Source organism: Arsenophonus endosymbiont of Crataerina pallida, from assembly GCF_964020125.1.
Lineage (GTDB): Bacteria > Pseudomonadota > Gammaproteobacteria > Enterobacterales > Enterobacteriaceae > Arsenophonus > Arsenophonus nilaparvatae.
Map to the genome: position 1 here is coordinate 2,164,220 of NZ_OZ026540.1, position 16,429 is coordinate 2,180,648.

Genomic DNA, 16,429 nt, shown 5'->3' on the forward strand with positions numbered 1-16,429 from the left:
TCGTTATCTTATTGATCCTGTGCGTCACGCTCATGTGGAAACCCCACTTTTCAGGAAGGTGAGATATTCATTAGTGATTTCCGTCTCAAAGGTCAGGTGCTCCATCGGCGGCGGCGGGGTGTATTTGTAATTCAGTTTCAACTGCCCCAGACTGAGCGCATCCTTGGTGTTGTTCGCCAGATCATACCAGCAGTGAAAGCCCAGCAACGCCCCATCGGCAATCAGCCGACGACCATAGCCATTGACCGATTCGGTCAGCGCATCAATCAGCCCCTGATTAATGGGGCGATCAATATATTGCAGACTGAAATGGCGGATAGACTCATTAATCATGTCCCCGGTGCGCCGCACATTTTCAAAATTCTTCAGGTGCGTCACGGTCGGCCAGGCCGCGGTGCGGTTGCCCCACAGGCGTAATCCGCTACCAAAGCTGTTAAACACCGTGGTAATGCCGTTCTGGTTAAGCAGATTGACCTCGCTATTGGCATCGTCAATGCGCGCACTTAACGGGCGCTCAATGCCGACAATGCCCATCAGTGCCTGATTGGAAGACGACCACCAGAACCCTTTTTCACGGTCAACTTTGGCCCGCAGACCCGCCGCGCGCGCCGAAAGAGGCTCCAGGCGAGTCTGGTTTGTTGCCTTGTCATAGACCTTGATCTGCGGATAACACAGGCGTACCCGATCAGAGGCGGTATTAAAATTAATCGTGCCTTGTGGCCCCCGTCCGGCTATCGCCTGGGCAAACGTCGTCCCCGCTGGGGCATCAATATAGGCGATGGCCTCACATTGGTCGGCCAGGGCAATCATGGCGGTGGCCACGGCATTAAAATGCGAGAAGCCCGGTGCAATCAGTAATTTGGGGCGATAACCAAACAGGCTGTCGGCATTTTCCAGCGCTTTCATACCGGTACGCTGGTCGGCGGCATTGGTGGCACCCAAAACGTCAGCGGCGGTAATTTTTGATACATCCGGGGTGTTATAGGTCACACTGACCGTGCCACCCTGTGCAATGCCGCCGGTGGTGACGCGAGTGACTCTGCCCGTTGCGGATGCCACGGTATAGTCGGTCGTTGCCTTAAACGTGGTCTGCCCATCGATGCTTTTCACCACCATATCGCCCACGGGTAACTGGCTCAGTGTGGCACTGTGGTGCGTACTATCGAAGGTGACACTTTCCGCGGTTATCGTTTTCTGATGGCTTTTTGGGTCAAACACATTGACTACCAGAACCGTCCCGACACCGTGGTCATAGATAGCGCGCAAGGCTTGCGGCAGAGTAAATCCACTCACCTCATCACCAAACTGCGCCGCGTCTTTTTCCGACAGGCACAGGGTTAGGGTATTGACCGGGCCTGTCGGCGCAGTACCGACCAGCCCAATCACGGACGATTTTCCCGTTTTGACCGGACGGGACCCGCGTTCAATTTCCAGCGTATCAACGCCGTGATGGTGTTCTCTACTCATGGGGTGACCTCGTTACTTTTTGTGTCTGCTGGCCCTTTGCCGCGTTTTCTGGCGGGCATCAATAACGCTGTGCTGACCGGCGCGTCGACGGGCCTGGCCTCATCAGCGGGAAGCGTCACGGTGTCGCTCGACAATGTGATGGCCTGTGACAACGGTGCCGTCACGATGGAGTCGACGGGGGTTTCTGCTTTCTGATCCAGAAAGGTTAAATAGCCCTGGGCTTCCAGCCCCAGCACATAATCGTTATCCATCGGCAAGGTCACTTCCTGACCCGGCCAGAACATTACATCCAGGATGCGGCCATCCGGTAAACGTAATGAAGCACCCCCCATCTGTTCGCCGTCATAACGATAACGGGCCATTTTGCCGGTTGGGTGTTGAGCGGCCTGTAAGCGCTGTTCAAAATCCGTCAGCGGTTTTGGCGGTTCAGGGGGCGCATCGGGATAATCAAAGCCCAGAAAAGTCAGATAGCCCTGCGCTTCCAGCGAGACAATAAACGGATGATCGACCGGCACATCGACCACCTGACCGGGATAAAACATCACATCCTGGGTACGGCCATCAGCCAGACGCAGGGGAGCCCCATTCGGGGATTCACCGTTGTAGCGAAACTTCGCCATAAGCCACCTCGTTATTCTCTTTCTTCATGAACTCTTCCCGGGTACGCGGTAAAGCCTCCTGCGGGGCGTCCTGCACAAACCAGGTTTCGGTCGCCACCGTCAGCGCGTATTGCCATAAGCCCTCGGATTGTCCCAAAAAAACCTCATCTATCAGCCACAGTGGGCGGCGCCAGTCCGGCGGCATAAAGCCCCCCACGGCCTGACGCAGGGTATCGAGGGTGGCAATCGCCCCGTCATTACCGTTAAGCTGGCGCATCACCAGGGTCAGCGTGAAATGCAGCACCCGCGGCTGGAATACCATGCCCACATCCTGAATGTCGCCAAAACGTGAGCGGGCAAAACTGAGCAGCACCGCACCGAGTGGATGGTTAAGATGAAAGCGTTCCGGCTGCTCAGGGAAGAAGGTGACCTCCAGCTGCGGTAAGCGTTTTGTCAGCAGGCCCAGGACGGCGCGCATGATATCGAGAGTCATTCAAAGTCCTCCAGTAAGCCGCCGGGGCCGCTAAAGCGCGCCGGACAGGCATGAACATGAAAGGCCCCTGTCTCCGGTATCGCTTGCCCCTGTCCCGCTATCCCGAGCGTTAATTTGCCGTCGCGCAAGGCTTCCAGCATTTTTAAGCTGCCGCGATAAACCTCTTTTATGGCTTCCGGCAATTGGCCTTCGGGACGACGCAGGTACAATCGATGGCTGACCAGATTGACCGCCATATCGCGCAGTACCGTGGGAACGGTTTCCAGTGGCAATACGTAACGACCGCGCAGATGGGCATCAATCAACTCATCGGCGTAGCGGATAGCGTCGTTCATGGTTAGGAAATTGAATGTTAATTATTTCTTTTTTTCTGACCTTAATTGCTGATACGGATGACCGATCTCTAGTTTCACCATCAAGTAGTCGCCTGGCTTTTCGTCAACCAGAGGTTTTTTTATACAATAAATTGAATTTAGTTAGATCTTCCCTACGCGGTTTTCCGTAACCCTCGCGCCTTTTTGACTATCTTACGGCGCATTTCCAGTAATACTTCTGCTCTGATACCCACCTGTACGCTGTTAAAAATCATCCGGCTCCCACATAATATGCATTGATACGGATCCACATTCGTAAAGTGTTTCATCAGCGACGCAAAGCCCGGTTTATGCGGTTTTTTCTTCACCTGCATACCCAGTGCCGCATAGACTTTAGGCAGCAAAATCCCCCGTTTCCGGTTGGCCAGAAAGCCGTAATACCGCACCATCTTAAAATGCTGTGACGGGATATGGCTGATGTAGCGCAACAACATTGCTTCCTGGCTCAGATATTGGGTGCGGTGCTTTCCCGTCCGGTGATCATAGTAATGATGGACAACAGTGCCGCCGTTATAATGACGCAGTTTTGAGGCTGCAACCGGCGGGCGTTTCAGGTAACGGCCAAGATAATTGACATTTTGTCGGGCATGTTTGGTTTTTTTCGCAAAGTGAATTTTCCAGCGCCGCTGGTACTGTGATTCCAGAAACTGACACCATTCCCGGTAGTCGCGGATATGCACATAGCCGGCAGCAGGTAAATTCAGCCCGCCGTAATTCTCTCGAAGTAACGCGATGACAGCCCGGCGCCAGTACCGCTCTACTACTTTCTTTTTGAAGAAAACCGGTCGCCAGACGTCGTGTTTGCGGCATAATCCGCCGCGGGTCACCGATAAATGGATATGCGGGTGTTGGTTAAGCTGACGCCCGTAAGTATGTAGGGCGACAAACAACCCGATTTCGATATTGAGTTTTTCTGCCCATTTCAGCAGGGTTCGAGCGGCACAGGCAAACAACTGATTCAGTAATGGCCAGTTGTGATTAAATGCCGGCCAGAGTTTATCGGGCATAGTGAAAGTGATGTGCTGCCATTCGCAGTCTGGCAAAATGTGTTGCTGCTCGGCTATCCACTGTTCGGTGGCTTTCATCCCGCAGGCGCTGCAGCCTTTGCTTTTGCAACTCTGACAGAAATATTTGGTGTGCGGGCAGTCAGGGGAGTCGCAGCAATAACGACGGATACCCATAGCACCGGTGCCACAGGCGAGCATCCGTTCGACGACCAGTTTAGTCCATTCGGGAACGGAAGAGCCGTATTTCATGAGTAACCGGTTCCAGCCGTCATCTATCTGGAAGAGAAGTTTTGCGGGTCGGGGAATATACATACACCGGATTATAACGGGAGGCGGTTACTAAGGACAGCCATTTACTTACAGCGTCTTAGCTCCCGACGCAGGCGGGCTACTGTCCAGCACCTTGTCGTTAATCGCATTGGGCAGCCGGCCCCCCGTCAAACCATCGACAGAGACATCCTGCGTCAGCTGAACCAGCGTATGGGTTGAGAGCAATTGCCCGATATCGTCGGGGGTGCAGTAGGCCATCAGATACCTCTGACCATGCGGATAATCTCGCCCGCGGCGGTGGCCGCATCCAGTGATACCCCGACCGTCGAAAACGGCAGCGAACCATCTGTTGGCGGGGTTTCTTTCACTACCCGCCCCTCCGTATCCGATTTTAAAATCTGTCCCGCGCTAATCACCCCACCGGCTTCCACCGCCAGAATGCCCAGCACATTAACTGCTACGCTGTCGCCGGTTTTAGCCGCCACTTCAGCGACGCCTAACTCCACACCATTATTCTTGTACGTCTTGCCGTCAAAACCGACCAGACGATGGGCGGTTAATGCTTCAGCTGCCACTATCGTAGTGGTTAAGACTGTCTGTTGCGTGACCATGCTTACGCTCCTTTAATGCCACTAATCAGATAACCGGCTTCACTGCCGACCACCGCTACCTTGTAAATATCGGTGTAGCGGATATTCACCACCTTGCCGCCGACACTATCAAAGCGGTCGGCCAGCGGCATTCCCTGACGGCGGAAGGTGTAGCCAAAGGACGGCCTATGCTCATCCGCGCTATCACTGCCCGCGGAGGCGGGACTGACCACATGCAGCATCAGGTTGTCTTTCCACAGGTCAGTGGTGCTTTTACCGTCTTTGTCTAGCTGGACCGGTGCGCCAATCAGCACCTCATCCACCTGAAATAAATCTTTTAAAATCTCGGTGGTGATACGCTTACGTTCATTCCCGCCCAGTGCGTCTTGCAGCACCTTATGGAAGCGCAACAGCGCCATCACACTGGCCCCCATGGTGATCACATTGGGGCGCAGGCCGATATTGGCGCGCACCACTTCCATACCGGCTTCAATATCTTTCAGCGGATCGCCATTTTTCTTGTTCCAGGCCGCCTCTCCCGTCAAGGCTTTGGTGGCGTTGCTGGCATAGACCGAGGTCGATTGCGCCAGCTCCGCCACATACTGCTCATGGCGCAGCAAAATACCGTCGGTGGCGCGTTTAATGGCCTTGATTTCTTCATTGAACATCGATTCCGCCTGTTCGCGGTAATCGACCGGCACCGCTAAATCATGCTCATCGAGCACGATATCGGTGAACGCCTGTTTTTCTCTTAACAGGATATTGCTGTTGGCCCCGACCGCGCGTTTGGTTTCATACAACGCCAGGCGTCCTTTACCAAAGGTCGGCACCTTAACGCCTTCTTTTTCTACCCTGACGAGAGGAAACAGCTTTTCCCCAATCAGGCTGGTGTTGCGGTATTCAGCGGCAATGTGGGTCAGCACCGGGTCGTTGGCCCGTTTGCTTTTTAAATAATCAGACATAGGACTCTCCTGTCAGGCAGCGCTTCACCGCCGCTTCGTAAGGGATGGACTCACGCGCCTTAAGCGCCATGGCCTGTTGATGCAGCGTATCCGGATCGGATGCCCGCTCACTAAAGGTCAGACTGTTTTGCGGCGTGTTGCATCTTCCCGGCACCGCCCGCTGACTAAAATCAACCAGCGGGGTAGCGCTGGTAAACAGAGACTTGACGGCATCAACCAGTGGTTGGGTTTTGCTGCCCTCACTGAAGGTCAACGCCTGCTCTTTGCCAGACAGCGGATCGTGATCGCACTGCATGTCTTCATTCGACACGACAACCCCTTCTTCGCCTTCACTAAAGGTCACCGGCTTAAGGCCCTTGACCGCCGGCGGCTGGGCACCCAGGAAACCGACGTGTTGCAAATAGTAAATACCGGGCACCGGATTATGGGGTGAATCCGGCGCATAAAATGCGGCAGAGAGTTTTTTGTAACGCCCACTGACCACGGATTCGGCAAATGTCGGCTCCAGTTGTTGTGGTTCGGCTATCAGATCACGTCCTTGCGCAGACAGCCGTTTGATCCAGCCATAAGCTGGGGCATTGGTCGTCGGATGACCGATCACTATCGGCGCTTCATGCAAAGCCGGATCATAGGCATTCGCACAGACATGCAAATCGTTTTCACTAAATGTCACCCGGTCACCGGCTCCGGTAATATAGTGGCCTGGCTTAAGAATATGCAGGGGTTTCATGGCACCTCCATTGACTATCATGGCAGCAGTGTATGCCGGGGCAGCGCATTTCCCTTTTAAAGGGCTTTAAAGATTTTCATTTGCGTCTTTTTTGAAGACAAATGAATGATGAGGCGGCTATCAGAGATAACCGCGTCAGGAAGGGGTTTATAAAGCTTTATAAAGGGCGGAAACGCGCTAGGGTATCGCGTTGTATCATTTAAACACCCGAACGTGTCAGGGAGCGCTTAGCGGAGGCTAGCCTGTTGCAAATAATCAAGGACATCATCGAGCAGCTGGCGTTTGACTTCAGCCTGTAGCCGTCCCGTCTCAGATACTGGCAGATACGGACGGGGTGGTAGCGTCACTGACCCACCGCGCCCCGCTTTCCCACCCTGTTGATGAAGTCGGGCATAAACGCGATTCGTGCCGACCATCGCCTGATGCGCATCATATTCCGGCGTCACGCTGCGGCGTAAATACCCGTCCTTGGAGAGCGTCATGCCCTGGCGGGCGAGTGCTGCGACCGACGGTTGCCAGCGTGGCCGCCCCTGCGCCTCAAAGTTCAGGTCGGTAGCCGTTTTCAGCGTTTCAGACCAGCGTCGCATCAGTGGGGTCAGGTCGTAAGCGGCTTTCTCCAGTTGCTTCAGTGCCTGTTTAAGGTCGTTATCGGTTATCTCAACCGACAGAATATTAGCGGTCATTCCGTTCTCCCAGTGTTTGACGGGCTAATGGGTGTAACGGCCCCTGATAGCGGGTTAAGTCCGGTCGATACCCTTCACCGGGATTATACGACCAGCCGATATCCGGGGAAAACACCGTATGATTGTCGAGTGTCAGCTGCGCTACCGGCTGCATTTCGCCGGTTTTGCGCGACACCACTTGCAACGACCAGCGCAGACGGTCACCGGATGTTTCCACTGTTAGCCCACGCGCGTTGACATCCCGCGCTGACAGGGCTATCACACTACAGCGACAGCGCCAGCCATTGGGCGGATAGAGCGCGCGCCATACCGGGTCATCGGCAGGAAACACCCGGCCATGCAGTGCCAGATGGCTTTTGCGGGTACGGTTATCGCGTATCGCCACATACATCCAGTAGGGACGGGCCGCGACATTCTCCCGCATTTCTGCCCAGCGCCCGGCGTTGTACAGGGTAGTGAGATTGGTGCGGTAAATGGTCTCCAGTCGCTGCGGGCTGCCTAATTGCACCGTCACCGGCTCCCCGCTCACCGGGTCGTGGGTATCCTGTTGCCCCCACCATCCCTTGGCCTGCAGTGTTGGGGTTAATTCACGGGCAAACCACTGGCCGGTTTTGCCTTCCGCCAGGGTGGTTTCCAGCGCCTGATACATGTCCTGCAGAATATCCAGTTGTGTCACCTTGGCCACCGTCGCGCTCTGGGCATGGGCGGCTTGCCAAACGTCCCGCCAATCCCAGGAAAAGGTAAAGCCTTTGGCTTTTAAGTAGGCTATCGCTCGTTTAGGCGGCAGGCTAAACAGCGCCGCCAGTTCGTTATCATTGAGTGTCGGCATGTAATCTCCCCCAGACGTTGGCAACAAACATCACCCGAGCTAAGGTCTCCTGGAGCGCGTCCGCCTGCATCTGTGGGTAAACGGTGCTGAGTTTTTCTATCAGGTCACCAGGGGAAATACCCGATTTCACCGCCTGAAATAACGGTGCCAGTAGCGGTTGCAGGGTGTCGTCCAGCGTGCCGCTTTTCATTAGGCTGTCCAGCGCCCGGTCAAGCTGTGCTTGGGCCTCAGGCGCGGTCTTGGTTTGGTCCTCAGCAAAGGTCAGCGCGGGTGCGGAGGGAGCAGTGGCGTCTGGCTCGCTTTCCATCAGCAAATCGCCTAGTTGCAGGCCATATTCACGCTGATAGTATTGCGCACTGAAAAAGCCAGCGGTTTGCGCCAGACTCAGGTCACGCTTGGCCTGCACCTCATCAATGGTCTCCTGCTCCCACAGTCGCCAGGTTGGCACCGGCACATCACCAAAGTTCAGCTCAACCAGCCAGCGGAGTATCTGATTCACCGCACTCATCACCATCACCGCATCGCCATCGCGGATATCGGCGGCGACTTCCAGACCGGCCTGGGCCGAGGCGTGATTGGTTTCGGCTTCGGTAGTCTGGTTCTGACCCAGCAGCGCAATGGTAATTTCACTGCGGGCCATCTCAATCAGGTCTTTATACAGACTGCTCGACGCACCTTTGGTGGCGGGCTCCTTGAATTCAATGCTGCTGTCATCAGGGATAACCGCCACCGCATCCTGCACCATCTGCTCGAGGGAGTGCAGCAGCGGGCTGATATGCGCCTGGTCTTGGCCACGCGGATGATACCCGACTACCCAGGGGGTGCCGTACTTTTCACTGAAGCGCATCCAGAACGACCAGCCGGCCTTCTTGAACGTCACCGGCCAGAAGCACAGCGACAGGTCGGCAAAGCCGTAGGGGTTATCAAAGGTGGCGTCTTGCGTCGCCACCACAAATTTGCGCGGCGGTAATAACTCGCCCGCCAGTCCCAACTGCTGGGCCTGAAAGCGCAGACGATTCTCCGTATCAAAGGTAAACCACTCCGGCGGCTTGCCCACCACATCGGTGACCACCAGATGTCGACCGTCTTTTGCCCAGGTCAGTTCGGCGGGTTGATAGCCAAAAAAGGCCGCCTCCAGTAGTTCACCGATGAGTCGGTTCATGTCCCACTGCGCCAGGGTCTGTTCAATAAAGCGCACCACAGGCGCAGGTGCCTTCCCCGGCTCCAACCCGCGCTCCAGGCATTTAACCGCCGATTTGCGCCGCCGGATACTGCTACCCACCAACGGCTCAGCACGTAACTGGCGGTAGACGCTAATCGCCTGGCCTCTGGCGCGTAATATCGGGTCGGGATTGGGTAAATGGCCGAACAGTTGCCCCAGGCCCGCCGGACTGCGGGCGCGGGTGGCAATGTCACCGAACAACGCTTTTTTATCGATAATCATCAATATCCCTCCAGCAAGGATGAGGCCTGCCGTGGGCAACAGGAGTAAGCGCGCACCGGGCCGTGGGGTTGGTCGGCGGCGTTAAGCGCTAAAAACAGCGCCCAGGCACGGTCAGCGTGCCCGGCGGCATCGCTCTCGGCGACAAAACGCGGCGCGCCGGTCGGACTCATCACTTTTTTTAGTTTATGCAAATCGGCCCGTAATGCACCATCACCCTGTGGCAGTCGCAAGCGGCGGTCTTCAAATACCTCTTTACCGCGTGTCGCCAGCGTCAGCTTGTTGGGGGGCGTGAATAACACCCCTTCGACCCGCGTACTGCCATGACGGCGTTTGGCATCTTCCACCGGCTTTTCGCCGAGACCAGTCTGGTCGATACAGCACCGCAGCACCCGGTAGTGGGCAAAGACCGCATCGAGCAGCGCATCCTGTTCGGCAAAGGGGGCGCGCTTGCGGGTAATGATGTCGCGCGTCCAATACACATCGCCCACCTGCTCAATCACCCATACCACAAACAGGTCATGGCGCAGACCGATATCGACCCCAACAAAACAGGGGCCACCCTGATAGTGCTCTGGTTTGCCGGCCTGCGGGTGTTCAACGCCATCAATCAGGTCATAGGAAAGCCATGCGGCGGCTTCATCCAGCCAGTGCAGTTCAAATTCCTGCGCCCAGGCATCGTCATCATTGAGCGCCTGTTTGAGGGCGGCCACATCCCGTGGCAGGCCGTCTTTGACCGCCTGGTAAATATCGACCCGATGGCGCGACCAAACGCTGTCCAGCGACGGGTCGGTCATCAGTTCATAAAACTTGTTGCCTTTGCCATTGGGGGTGGAGGTAACGCGCAGCTTGTAGCCGTTTGATATCACCGGAAACAGCGCCGCCCAGATTTTACGGCTGTCGGCATGAAAGGCAAACTCATCCAGAAACACATTGGCGGCAAAGCCGCGCGCCGTATCGGGGTTAGCCGGGAGTGCAGTAATGCGTGAGCCGCCGGGCAACACCGCCTCCAGCATGGTGTAACGTTCGCTGCCTGGGCCTTTGATACCGCCTTCAATTTCACGGATAGCCAGACCGTACACCTGACAATGCTTTTTAACCCCTTCCTCCATCGCTTCTTTGGCCTGGCGCTCACCGCGCGATAAAATCACCCAACGCGCCGACCCACCGAGGGCTTCCACCCTGAGACAGTCATCGACAATTTCCAGCGTGGTGGTAAAGGTCTTGCCGGTCTGGCGGGCAAAACAGCCAATCTTGAAACGGGCGGGATCTAACATCCAGTGTTGCTGATACGGGTAGAGTGTCACGTTTTTGCTCATGTGATAATCCCGTAAATTTCTTCACGCACCCGCTTCAGGGTATCCAGACTGACATGTCCTTTGCCTTGCTGTTGGGCTTCCTGCTCCAGCGTGGCCATTTCCGCGCTGATTTTTTTAAGCTGGCCTTGCAGTTTTTTCAGGCTGACGCTGGCATGAATAATGGGTGCCAGATTTTTCGCCATGCGGGCAAAGCGTTCAGCCCGTTCAACCGGCGATCCCGCTTCTTCCTTGATGGTTTGTGCCTCCAGCAGGCTATTGAGTAATTCAGTCTGCACCAAAGCCATAATGGACTCTGAGCGGGTATCCTGGTCATCCGGCGCACCCTTGGTCAGTTGCCGCGCCGCTTCAGTCGCGTCACGAATAGCGGCAAAGCGGCGCTGTACCTTCTGGCCATAGCGGGAAATCTGCGCCCGACCGATGCTGTACCCTTTCTCACGCAGCAACGTCTCCAGCTCGCGGTAGCCACTGAAATTACGCTCGGTCAGCGCCCGGTCGAGCCATTCACGCACCGAGACGGGTAAGACTTCGATATGACTGCGCGGTGCCATCGTCACTCTCTCCAGTATTTGGCCGGGCGGGCAATGCCGGGGATATCGTCGGTGACGTATTCCACCAGATTCACCCCTTCCGGCGTCAGCGTGACCGTCCATGAGCGCGCCGGCGGTCGGGTCAGGCGAACCAGACTTAAGCCCTCAAGGAACAGCAACTCTTTTTGCAGCTCCAGCATGGTCATGTCCGGGTAGAGCGAATGGCCCACATCCCACAGTAGCCGGTCATTGGCCGGATAGGGCCGCGCCTTGTTGACCACCTGCAGTAACACCCAGCGCAACCCTTCACGGCGCGCCTGTTCGGTCTCTATCATCCTTATCCTCCTGCCACCTGACGCAGTTGTATCGTTTCCAGCTTCTGGTAAATCGCGTCAAACCGTGACTCCACCACCTGCTGATAATGAATAAATTCGTCACGCCGGACGTAACGCTCCGGCACCTCCACTTTGAACTCCAGCACCTCGCGCTCAAGGCGTACCCCTTTATCGGACGCCTCGCGCATCAACCGCTCGAGTGACGCAAACCGTTCGGTCTGACGCTTTTCGGTCTCCCGGATAAACCACCGTGCCAGCCCCGCGAGAAAGCCCGCCAGCCCAAACAGATAGCTCACCAGTACCCAGAAATCGACCTGTAATGTCATGGTTGTGATCCTTCAATATAATCCAGTAATCCATTTACCTGTGCCCGCCAGACCTGGCATTGCTGGCCGTTGTCGGTGATATTGGCGAGGATATCGCGCTGGGTAACTGGACTCGGGGTGTGTCGCTCGCCAGGGGTCTCAGCTGACCGGGTCGTGTTGCCAGTGCCGCCGGCAGCGGCGGCAGGGACTGAACCGTCAACGTCTGACAGCCCGAGGGCGGCGTTGTAGTGCTGCACGAAGCCACGAGTAAACACGCAGGCCACAGTATGTGCCTGGCCTTTTTCATCCCGCCAGTGTTGGGTAACATCATCAATCTGCCTTGTTAATTGTTGGGTTTGGGTGCGAAGTTGTGCAATGCGATTCAGGTAGTTCTGTTCGGCCTGATGCGCTACCTTCACCTGATGGGTAAAACGCTGCTGCAGGGCATTTAGGGCTTGTGCGGCCTGCTCAGCGCGCTGTTTTTCCTGCATGGCAAACGTCTCGCGCAGCTGACTGAGGGTTGCCGCGCACCGTTCGGTTGAGCGACCTGCGCCTTGCGTGTAGCCGTGCCACCAGGTGCCCGACAGCAGCGCCATTACCAGCACCCCGCCGAGGCTTTTGATGCTGACTGCACTAAACACAGCTTGCCCCTCCCCAGGTCAGGTAACGCGGTGCCAGAGCGTGTAAAATACGGCGGGGATAATGACGATTCTCGCGCCAGGCGCTCACGCCACGTCCGGCATTGACCCGCTCAACGCTGTCAAACCAGCGACCACCATCAAACCCCAGCTGTTTCGCCAGGCGGCGGTCACGCTGGACCCAGCCCAGGCCACCGTTGTAGGCCGACAGGGTCATCGCCATACGTTCACAGTGATCCACCGCCGACAGGCGTTGCCATAGCCAGTTGTCAAAACTCACCACTGCCCGCAGGCTCCAGCCCGGATTAAGCGGCGCTTTGGCCGTCAGCTCCGGCATTAATTCCCCAATCCAGGCGGTGGTCGCGGGCATAAACTGCCCCAGCCCCTGTGCCCCGATGCGGTTGGTGATACCCGGCTGCCAGCTGCTTTCGTGCTCAATCTGCGCGGCAAAATCCGCCACTTGCGCATTAAGGCCCCACACCAGACGGGCATTGCGTATCAGGTCAGTCCGGTACGGGAGTGCCGCTTGCGGGGGACGGGCGGCATTCACATCAAAAGCACCACCCAGCAGTAGCATCAGCAAAAAGGACAGCATAATGCCGGGTGTGTTATCGGGGTGTTGGTGATAATGCATACTCACAACCCCATCGCCACAGCAAGGCATACAGCGGCCACAATCACCGCGCGCCGCAGTTGGGCGGCGGCAAACACCTGATGGCAGCCGCCGCGCACCGGATGTCGGCCTTGAGCCACCTCAGGGTGGTCGTGGTGCAGGTATTGACCGGGTCGCGCTTTGGGGAACAGCGAACGGTCAAGCCAGTAACCGACCACCGCTGCAAGGGTAATCAAAGCCAGCTTATAGACGACCACCGGCAGTTGCTGGGGTGAGACCAGGCCAATCACCAGTAACAGACCAGCCGCAGTGAGCAACCAACCGCCGAGGCGCGGGGTTTTAAAGGAGGTCAAGGTCAATTTTTTTCGGATTTTCATCACCATCTCCCTAAGAATCAGGCCGACAGTGTGGCAAGAGAGTTCGCTAACCGCTTTTAAAGCGGTTTACTAGTGGGAATAACAGGGCGTTGTTAGATTAGCCTCAGTAATTGCCCCGAATGGGGCAAGGGAAAAAGCGCGACCCACCCGGTGCGTCAACACCGAGCAGGCCGTCAACACACAGCACCGACCTGTGAGTCAACCGTGGCGCTTTCCGTTCTCGAGAACAGGAAAGAGTCTACATTAATTTCCATTAGTGAAAAAGGCTTACAGACAATGCAGCAACATTTTTTACCGATACTGCCCTGGATAGGCGGTAAACGGCGGCTGGCAAAACAGATTTTACCGCGCTTCCCGGCGCACACCTGCTACGTGGAGCCGTTTTGTGGCGCAGCGGCGCTCTACTTTATGAAGTCTCCCAGCAAAGCGGAGGTCATCAACGATATCAACGGTGAGCTGGTCAATCTCTATCGGGTGCTGAAACACCATCTGGAAGAGTTTATGCGCCAGTTTAAATGGGCGCTGGTCAGCCGGGCAATGTATCAATGGTTAAACATAACGCCGACCGAAACCTTAACCGATATCCAGCGCGCGGCCCGCTTCTATTACCTGCAAAAACAGGCGTTCGGCGGCAAAGTGGCGGCGCACACCTTTGGCGTGACCACCACCACAGGGCCACGCCTGAACCTGCTACGCATGGAAGAAGAGCTGTCGCTCGCTCATTTGCGATTATCACGCACCACCATAGAACAGCTTGACTGGGCCAGCTGCATTGCCCGTTATGACCGTCCGCACACGCTGTTTTACTGCGACCCACCGTACTGGGGGACAGAAGGCTATGGCGTGGATTTTGGACTGGAGCAATATGAAAAATTAGCGGGTATGGGACGGGATTTAGCGGGAATGATGATTATTTCAGTTAATGATATTCCTGAAATGCGGGCAGTGTTTCAAGGCTTTGCGATGGAGAGCGTCCCGATCCGCTATACGCTTAATAGCAATCAGCCCACCCAACGGCGTGAGCTGATTATCACTGTTAAATAACTCTCTCCGCTGCAACGGAGGAGGAAAGGTTAAGCACGGTGACGGGAGGCTTTTTTCTCAGTCATGGCGGCAAGAGTACGTTTTGCAACCTCTTGCGTTTCGCCAGGAATATGCCGGAAGAACGTTAGCACCTCAGCCTCTTCTTCATCCCGCACCACATCGAGCGCACTGGCTTCATCGCTGCGATCACCTGTCATCACATAATTGAGATCAACTCCCAACGCTTTCGCCGCGATTAAGTAGCCTGCATCAGGATGGCGTTCGCTTTTTTCGTAGTTGTACTGGGTGAGTTTTTTGACCCCACAGCGCTCGGCGAAGATCTCCTGGCTAAGACCGAGCCGCAGGCGCTCTGATTTGAGACGGTCTCCCACCCCTTCTAGCGTTAATGTCACCCACTGCTGAGTATCGAGCGGAGTCTGTTCATCGCTTGCAGCCGCCGTAGCGGTTTTGCCAGCCAGTTGTTGGCTTAGCTGTTGCAGTTGCTTCTCTTTTTCAGACACCAGTTGCTGGCTGCGTTTAAGGGCTGCTTCGTCTTTCCGTAATGCCGTCTTCAACTCCCTGACTGACATGCGATCAACCTCATCGAGCGTTAGGCCTGCGATGGTGCCACCTTCAGCGAGTTCGACTAAGTCCTCATCATCTTCAAACATCAGCTCATAGAGTTTGGTTTTACACAAAACTGACAGCGATGTCATTTTTGATTGAAGGCTTGGCGATAGGTATTTAAGCGCTGCCTGCATCATTCTATGTGCTGTTTTTGGTACTAGCCCTAATTGCTCTGTAATAATGTTCGTAAATGTCCCATGGGGTTCATTCTCTTTGATGATGATGAGCCGCTTCCCTGCCTCCAGCATGGCTTCGGCACTCTGTGCCATATAGAAGCGCGCTTCATGCACAATGCGCTCGCGTTCATAGGGCAGGCCATCCCCAAAACGTGCCATTACCTCTTGTTGGGCACTTTTTTCTGTATTTTTTTCAGGGTATGCAATTGCCCCCCCCCCTCGCAATCGTGATATTGTCCGCCGTATTCACAGATAGGCTAGTTGCCGCTTTTTTCTTTGCCATACAGGTCTCCTTTAGGCCGATAACAGCCCGTGATTTTTAACTATGATAAGAAATACACAAAAACAAACAAAAAAGACTTTACATCATTTTGTATGTTAATGTATATTTATTTTTAACTTTTTATGACGGAGGTAACACCATGTCACTGCAACACCCTGCCGACTTTAAGCGCTGTTTTTATAATCGTGTCTACCAGCACTATCGCTCCATGAGGGCTTGGGCCAAGGCCAACGACTTTAACCACAATCATGTATCTATGCTACTGAATGGCCGCTGCCAAGGTTGGCGCGGGGAAGCACGCAAAATCAAACAGGCGATTGAACAGATGATGGGTTCGCCGATGCCATCGGGAAAAAAGCGCCATAAAAAATAACATTCGCCTGTTTCACTGACGGTAACACAATTTCCATTAATGAAAAAGAGGCATCCGATGAAAAACACCTTATTACTGCACCCTTCTTCACGTACACGGCGGGCGCTGCGGATTTTGAAAGCCATGAAAGGGCATTACCGCGACGGGCTGTCCAATAAAGCCTTGGCGGCGCTAATCAATGACTCTGCGGCCAATATCAGTCGCACCCTGCCATTTTTAGTGGAAGAAGGGATGATTGAAAAACGCCTCAATGGGAATTACGCCCTGAGTGAAGAATTGATACAGATTGCCCTGGCCTTTTTCGATGAAACCGAACGGGCGCAAATCAAGATGGCAGAAAGATGGGGTCGCTGCGTAGCCTCATCGTCAAAACCGTAAGAGGACAAAA

The 16,429-nt window shown here is 55.2% G+C and carries 22 protein-coding genes and 1 pseudogene; 3 read left to right on the forward strand and 20 right to left on the reverse strand.

What is annotated here, in order from left to right:
• Positions 1-30 precede the first annotated feature (30 nt).
• The 19 genes and pseudogenes from AACL31_RS11665 to AACL31_RS11755 form a co-directional block, all read right to left on the reverse strand.
• Positions 31-1,467: a phage tail sheath subtilisin-like domain-containing protein gene (locus AACL31_RS11665; protein ID WP_339053175.1), complete on the reverse strand. Its 1,437-nt coding sequence runs from the start codon at positions 1,465-1,467 to the stop codon at positions 31-33.
• A complete protein-coding gene (locus AACL31_RS11670) occupies positions 1,464-2,087 on the reverse strand; it encodes a hypothetical protein (protein WP_339053128.1) in 624 nt (207 codons plus the stop codon). Before AACL31_RS11670 ends, AACL31_RS11665 begins: the two co-directional genes overlap by 4 nt.
• Entirely contained in the window at positions 2,062-2,559 is a 498-nt protein-coding gene (locus tag AACL31_RS11675) for a Gp37 family protein (RefSeq protein WP_339053176.1), read from the reverse strand. The genes AACL31_RS11670 and AACL31_RS11675 overlap by 26 nt, the downstream gene beginning before the upstream one ends.
• Positions 2,556-2,894: a DUF1320 domain-containing protein gene (locus AACL31_RS11680; RefSeq protein WP_339053177.1), complete on the reverse strand. Its 339-nt coding sequence runs from the start codon at positions 2,892-2,894 to the stop codon at positions 2,556-2,558. Before AACL31_RS11680 ends, AACL31_RS11675 begins: the two co-directional genes overlap by 4 nt.
• A 152-nt stretch (positions 2,895-3,046) precedes the next feature.
• A complete protein-coding gene (locus AACL31_RS11685) occupies positions 3,047-4,252 on the reverse strand; it encodes an IS91 family transposase (protein ID WP_310513469.1) in 1,206 nt (401 codons plus the stop codon).
• Between the two features lie 45 nt (positions 4,253-4,297).
• Positions 4,298-4,468, reverse strand: a complete 171-nt coding sequence (locus tag AACL31_RS11690; protein WP_339053178.1) for a hypothetical protein — start codon at positions 4,466-4,468, stop codon at positions 4,298-4,300.
• Positions 4,468-4,821, reverse strand: a complete 354-nt coding sequence (locus AACL31_RS11695) for a capsid cement protein (RefSeq protein ID WP_310512662.1) — start codon at positions 4,819-4,821, stop codon at positions 4,468-4,470. Before AACL31_RS11695 ends, AACL31_RS11690 begins: the two co-directional genes overlap by 1 nt.
• Before the next feature lie 2 nt (positions 4,822-4,823).
• Positions 4,824-5,762, reverse strand: a complete 939-nt coding sequence (locus AACL31_RS11700; protein ID WP_310512661.1) for a hypothetical protein — start codon at positions 5,760-5,762, stop codon at positions 4,824-4,826.
• Positions 5,763-6,072: 310 nt separating this feature from the next.
• Positions 6,073-6,492: pseudogene (locus tag AACL31_RS21045) on the reverse strand (peptidase); the annotation flags it as partial.
• A gap of 227 nt (positions 6,493-6,719) precedes the next feature.
• Entirely contained in the window at positions 6,720-7,175 is a 456-nt protein-coding gene (locus tag AACL31_RS11710) for a phage virion morphogenesis protein (protein WP_310512659.1), read from the reverse strand.
• Positions 7,165-8,004 carry a phage minor head protein gene (locus tag AACL31_RS11715; protein ID WP_339053180.1) on the reverse strand — a complete coding sequence of 280 codons (840 nt, stop codon included), beginning with the start codon at positions 8,002-8,004 and terminating at the stop codon, positions 7,165-7,167. The genes AACL31_RS11710 and AACL31_RS11715 overlap by 11 nt, the downstream gene beginning before the upstream one ends.
• Positions 7,988-9,448, reverse strand: coding sequence for a DUF935 domain-containing protein (locus AACL31_RS11720; RefSeq protein WP_339053181.1), 1,461 nt, complete (start codon positions 9,446-9,448; stop codon positions 7,988-7,990). Before AACL31_RS11720 ends, AACL31_RS11715 begins: the two co-directional genes overlap by 17 nt.
• The gene (locus AACL31_RS11725) at positions 9,448-10,764 is read right to left on the reverse strand and encodes a terminase large subunit domain-containing protein (protein ID WP_310512656.1); all 1,317 of its coding nucleotides are present in this window, start codon (positions 10,762-10,764) and stop codon (positions 9,448-9,450) included. Before AACL31_RS11725 ends, AACL31_RS11720 begins: the two co-directional genes overlap by 1 nt.
• Complete coding sequence (locus AACL31_RS11730) at positions 10,761-11,312, reverse strand: DUF3486 family protein (RefSeq protein WP_310512655.1); 552 nt, start codon at positions 11,310-11,312, stop codon at positions 10,761-10,763. Before AACL31_RS11730 ends, AACL31_RS11725 begins: the two co-directional genes overlap by 4 nt.
• 2 nt (positions 11,313-11,314) lie before the next feature.
• Positions 11,315-11,626, reverse strand: a complete 312-nt coding sequence (locus AACL31_RS11735) for a hypothetical protein (protein WP_310512654.1) — start codon at positions 11,624-11,626, stop codon at positions 11,315-11,317.
• Between the two features lie 2 nt (positions 11,627-11,628).
• Positions 11,629-11,952, reverse strand: a complete 324-nt coding sequence (locus AACL31_RS11740; RefSeq protein ID WP_339053182.1) for a hypothetical protein — start codon at positions 11,950-11,952, stop codon at positions 11,629-11,631.
• A complete protein-coding gene (locus AACL31_RS11745; RefSeq protein ID WP_339053183.1) occupies positions 11,949-12,572 on the reverse strand; it encodes a hypothetical protein in 624 nt (207 codons plus the stop codon). The genes AACL31_RS11740 and AACL31_RS11745 overlap by 4 nt, the downstream gene beginning before the upstream one ends.
• Positions 12,565-13,203, reverse strand: a complete 639-nt coding sequence (locus AACL31_RS11750; RefSeq protein WP_422389248.1) for a transglycosylase SLT domain-containing protein — start codon at positions 13,201-13,203, stop codon at positions 12,565-12,567. Before AACL31_RS11750 ends, AACL31_RS11745 begins: the two co-directional genes overlap by 8 nt.
• A gap of 2 nt (positions 13,204-13,205) precedes the next feature.
• Positions 13,206-13,559 (reverse strand): putative holin, encoded by a 354-nt coding sequence (locus tag AACL31_RS11755; RefSeq protein ID WP_339053184.1) that lies wholly within the window; start codon positions 13,557-13,559, stop codon positions 13,206-13,208.
• Positions 13,560-13,835: 276 nt separating this feature from the next.
• On the opposite strand from AACL31_RS11755, the gene AACL31_RS11760 reads away from it, so the two are divergent.
• Complete coding sequence (locus AACL31_RS11760) at positions 13,836-14,603, forward strand: DNA adenine methylase (protein ID WP_339054015.1); 768 nt, start codon at positions 13,836-13,838, stop codon at positions 14,601-14,603.
• 29 nt (positions 14,604-14,632) lie between these two features.
• Here AACL31_RS11760 and AACL31_RS21050 read toward each other — a convergent pair whose 3' ends face one another.
• Positions 14,633-15,544: a helix-turn-helix domain-containing protein gene (locus AACL31_RS21050; RefSeq protein WP_422389249.1), complete on the reverse strand. Its 912-nt coding sequence runs from the start codon at positions 15,542-15,544 to the stop codon at positions 14,633-14,635.
• A gap of 263 nt (positions 15,545-15,807) precedes the next feature.
• On the opposite strand from AACL31_RS21050, the gene AACL31_RS11770 reads away from it, so the two are divergent.
• The gene (locus AACL31_RS11770) at positions 15,808-16,041 is read left to right on the forward strand and encodes a hypothetical protein (RefSeq protein ID WP_310512650.1); all 234 of its coding nucleotides are present in this window, start codon (positions 15,808-15,810) and stop codon (positions 16,039-16,041) included.
• A gap of 57 nt (positions 16,042-16,098) precedes the next feature.
• Positions 16,099-16,419, forward strand: coding sequence for an IclR family transcriptional regulator (locus AACL31_RS11775; RefSeq protein WP_310512648.1), 321 nt, complete (start codon positions 16,099-16,101; stop codon positions 16,417-16,419).
• Positions 16,420-16,429: the final 10 nt, after the last annotated feature.

Coding starts and splice junctions, on each gene's coding strand:
- AACL31_RS11665 (WP_339053175.1), bottom strand. CDS start 1,467: ATGAGTAGAGAACACCATCACGGCGTTGATACGCTGGAAATTGAACGC.
- AACL31_RS11670 (WP_339053128.1), bottom strand. CDS start 2,087: ATGGCGAAGTTTCGCTACAACGGTGAATCCCCGAATGGGGCTCCCCTG.
- AACL31_RS11675 (WP_339053176.1), bottom strand. CDS start 2,559: ATGACTCTCGATATCATGCGCGCCGTCCTGGGCCTGCTGACAAAACGC.
- AACL31_RS11680 (WP_339053177.1), bottom strand. CDS start 2,894: ATGAACGACGCTATCCGCTACGCCGATGAGTTGATTGATGCCCATCTG.
- AACL31_RS11685 (WP_310513469.1), bottom strand. CDS start 4,252: ATGTATATTCCCCGACCCGCAAAACTTCTCTTCCAGATAGATGACGGC.
- AACL31_RS11690 (WP_339053178.1), bottom strand. CDS start 4,468: ATGGCCTACTGCACCCCCGACGATATCGGGCAATTGCTCTCAACCCAT.
- AACL31_RS11695 (WP_310512662.1), bottom strand. CDS start 4,821: ATGGTCACGCAACAGACAGTCTTAACCACTACGATAGTGGCAGCTGAA.
- AACL31_RS11700 (WP_310512661.1), bottom strand. CDS start 5,762: ATGTCTGATTATTTAAAAAGCAAACGGGCCAACGACCCGGTGCTGACC.
- AACL31_RS11710 (WP_310512659.1), bottom strand. CDS start 7,175: ATGACCGCTAATATTCTGTCGGTTGAGATAACCGATAACGACCTTAAA.
- AACL31_RS11715 (WP_339053180.1), bottom strand. CDS start 8,004: ATGCCGACACTCAATGATAACGAACTGGCGGCGCTGTTTAGCCTGCCG.
- AACL31_RS11720 (WP_339053181.1), bottom strand. CDS start 9,448: ATGATTATCGATAAAAAAGCGTTGTTCGGTGACATTGCCACCCGCGCC.
- AACL31_RS11725 (WP_310512656.1), bottom strand. CDS start 10,764: ATGAGCAAAAACGTGACACTCTACCCGTATCAGCAACACTGGATGTTA.
- AACL31_RS11730 (WP_310512655.1), bottom strand. CDS start 11,312: ATGGCACCGCGCAGTCATATCGAAGTCTTACCCGTCTCGGTGCGTGAA.
- AACL31_RS11735 (WP_310512654.1), bottom strand. CDS start 11,626: ATGATAGAGACCGAACAGGCGCGCCGTGAAGGGTTGCGCTGGGTGTTA.
- AACL31_RS11740 (WP_339053182.1), bottom strand. CDS start 11,952: ATGACATTACAGGTCGATTTCTGGGTACTGGTGAGCTATCTGTTTGGG.
- AACL31_RS11750 (WP_422389248.1), bottom strand. CDS start 13,203: ATGCATTATCACCAACACCCCGATAACACACCCGGCATTATGCTGTCC.
- AACL31_RS11755 (WP_339053184.1), bottom strand. CDS start 13,559: ATGAAAATCCGAAAAAAATTGACCTTGACCTCCTTTAAAACCCCGCGC.
- AACL31_RS11760 (WP_339054015.1), top strand. CDS start 13,836: ATGCAGCAACATTTTTTACCGATACTGCCCTGGATAGGCGGTAAACGG.
- AACL31_RS21050 (WP_422389249.1), bottom strand. CDS start 15,544: ATGGCACGTTTTGGGGATGGCCTGCCCTATGAACGCGAGCGCATTGTG.
- AACL31_RS11770 (WP_310512650.1), top strand. CDS start 15,808: ATGTCACTGCAACACCCTGCCGACTTTAAGCGCTGTTTTTATAATCGT.
- AACL31_RS11775 (WP_310512648.1), top strand. CDS start 16,099: ATGAAAAACACCTTATTACTGCACCCTTCTTCACGTACACGGCGGGCG.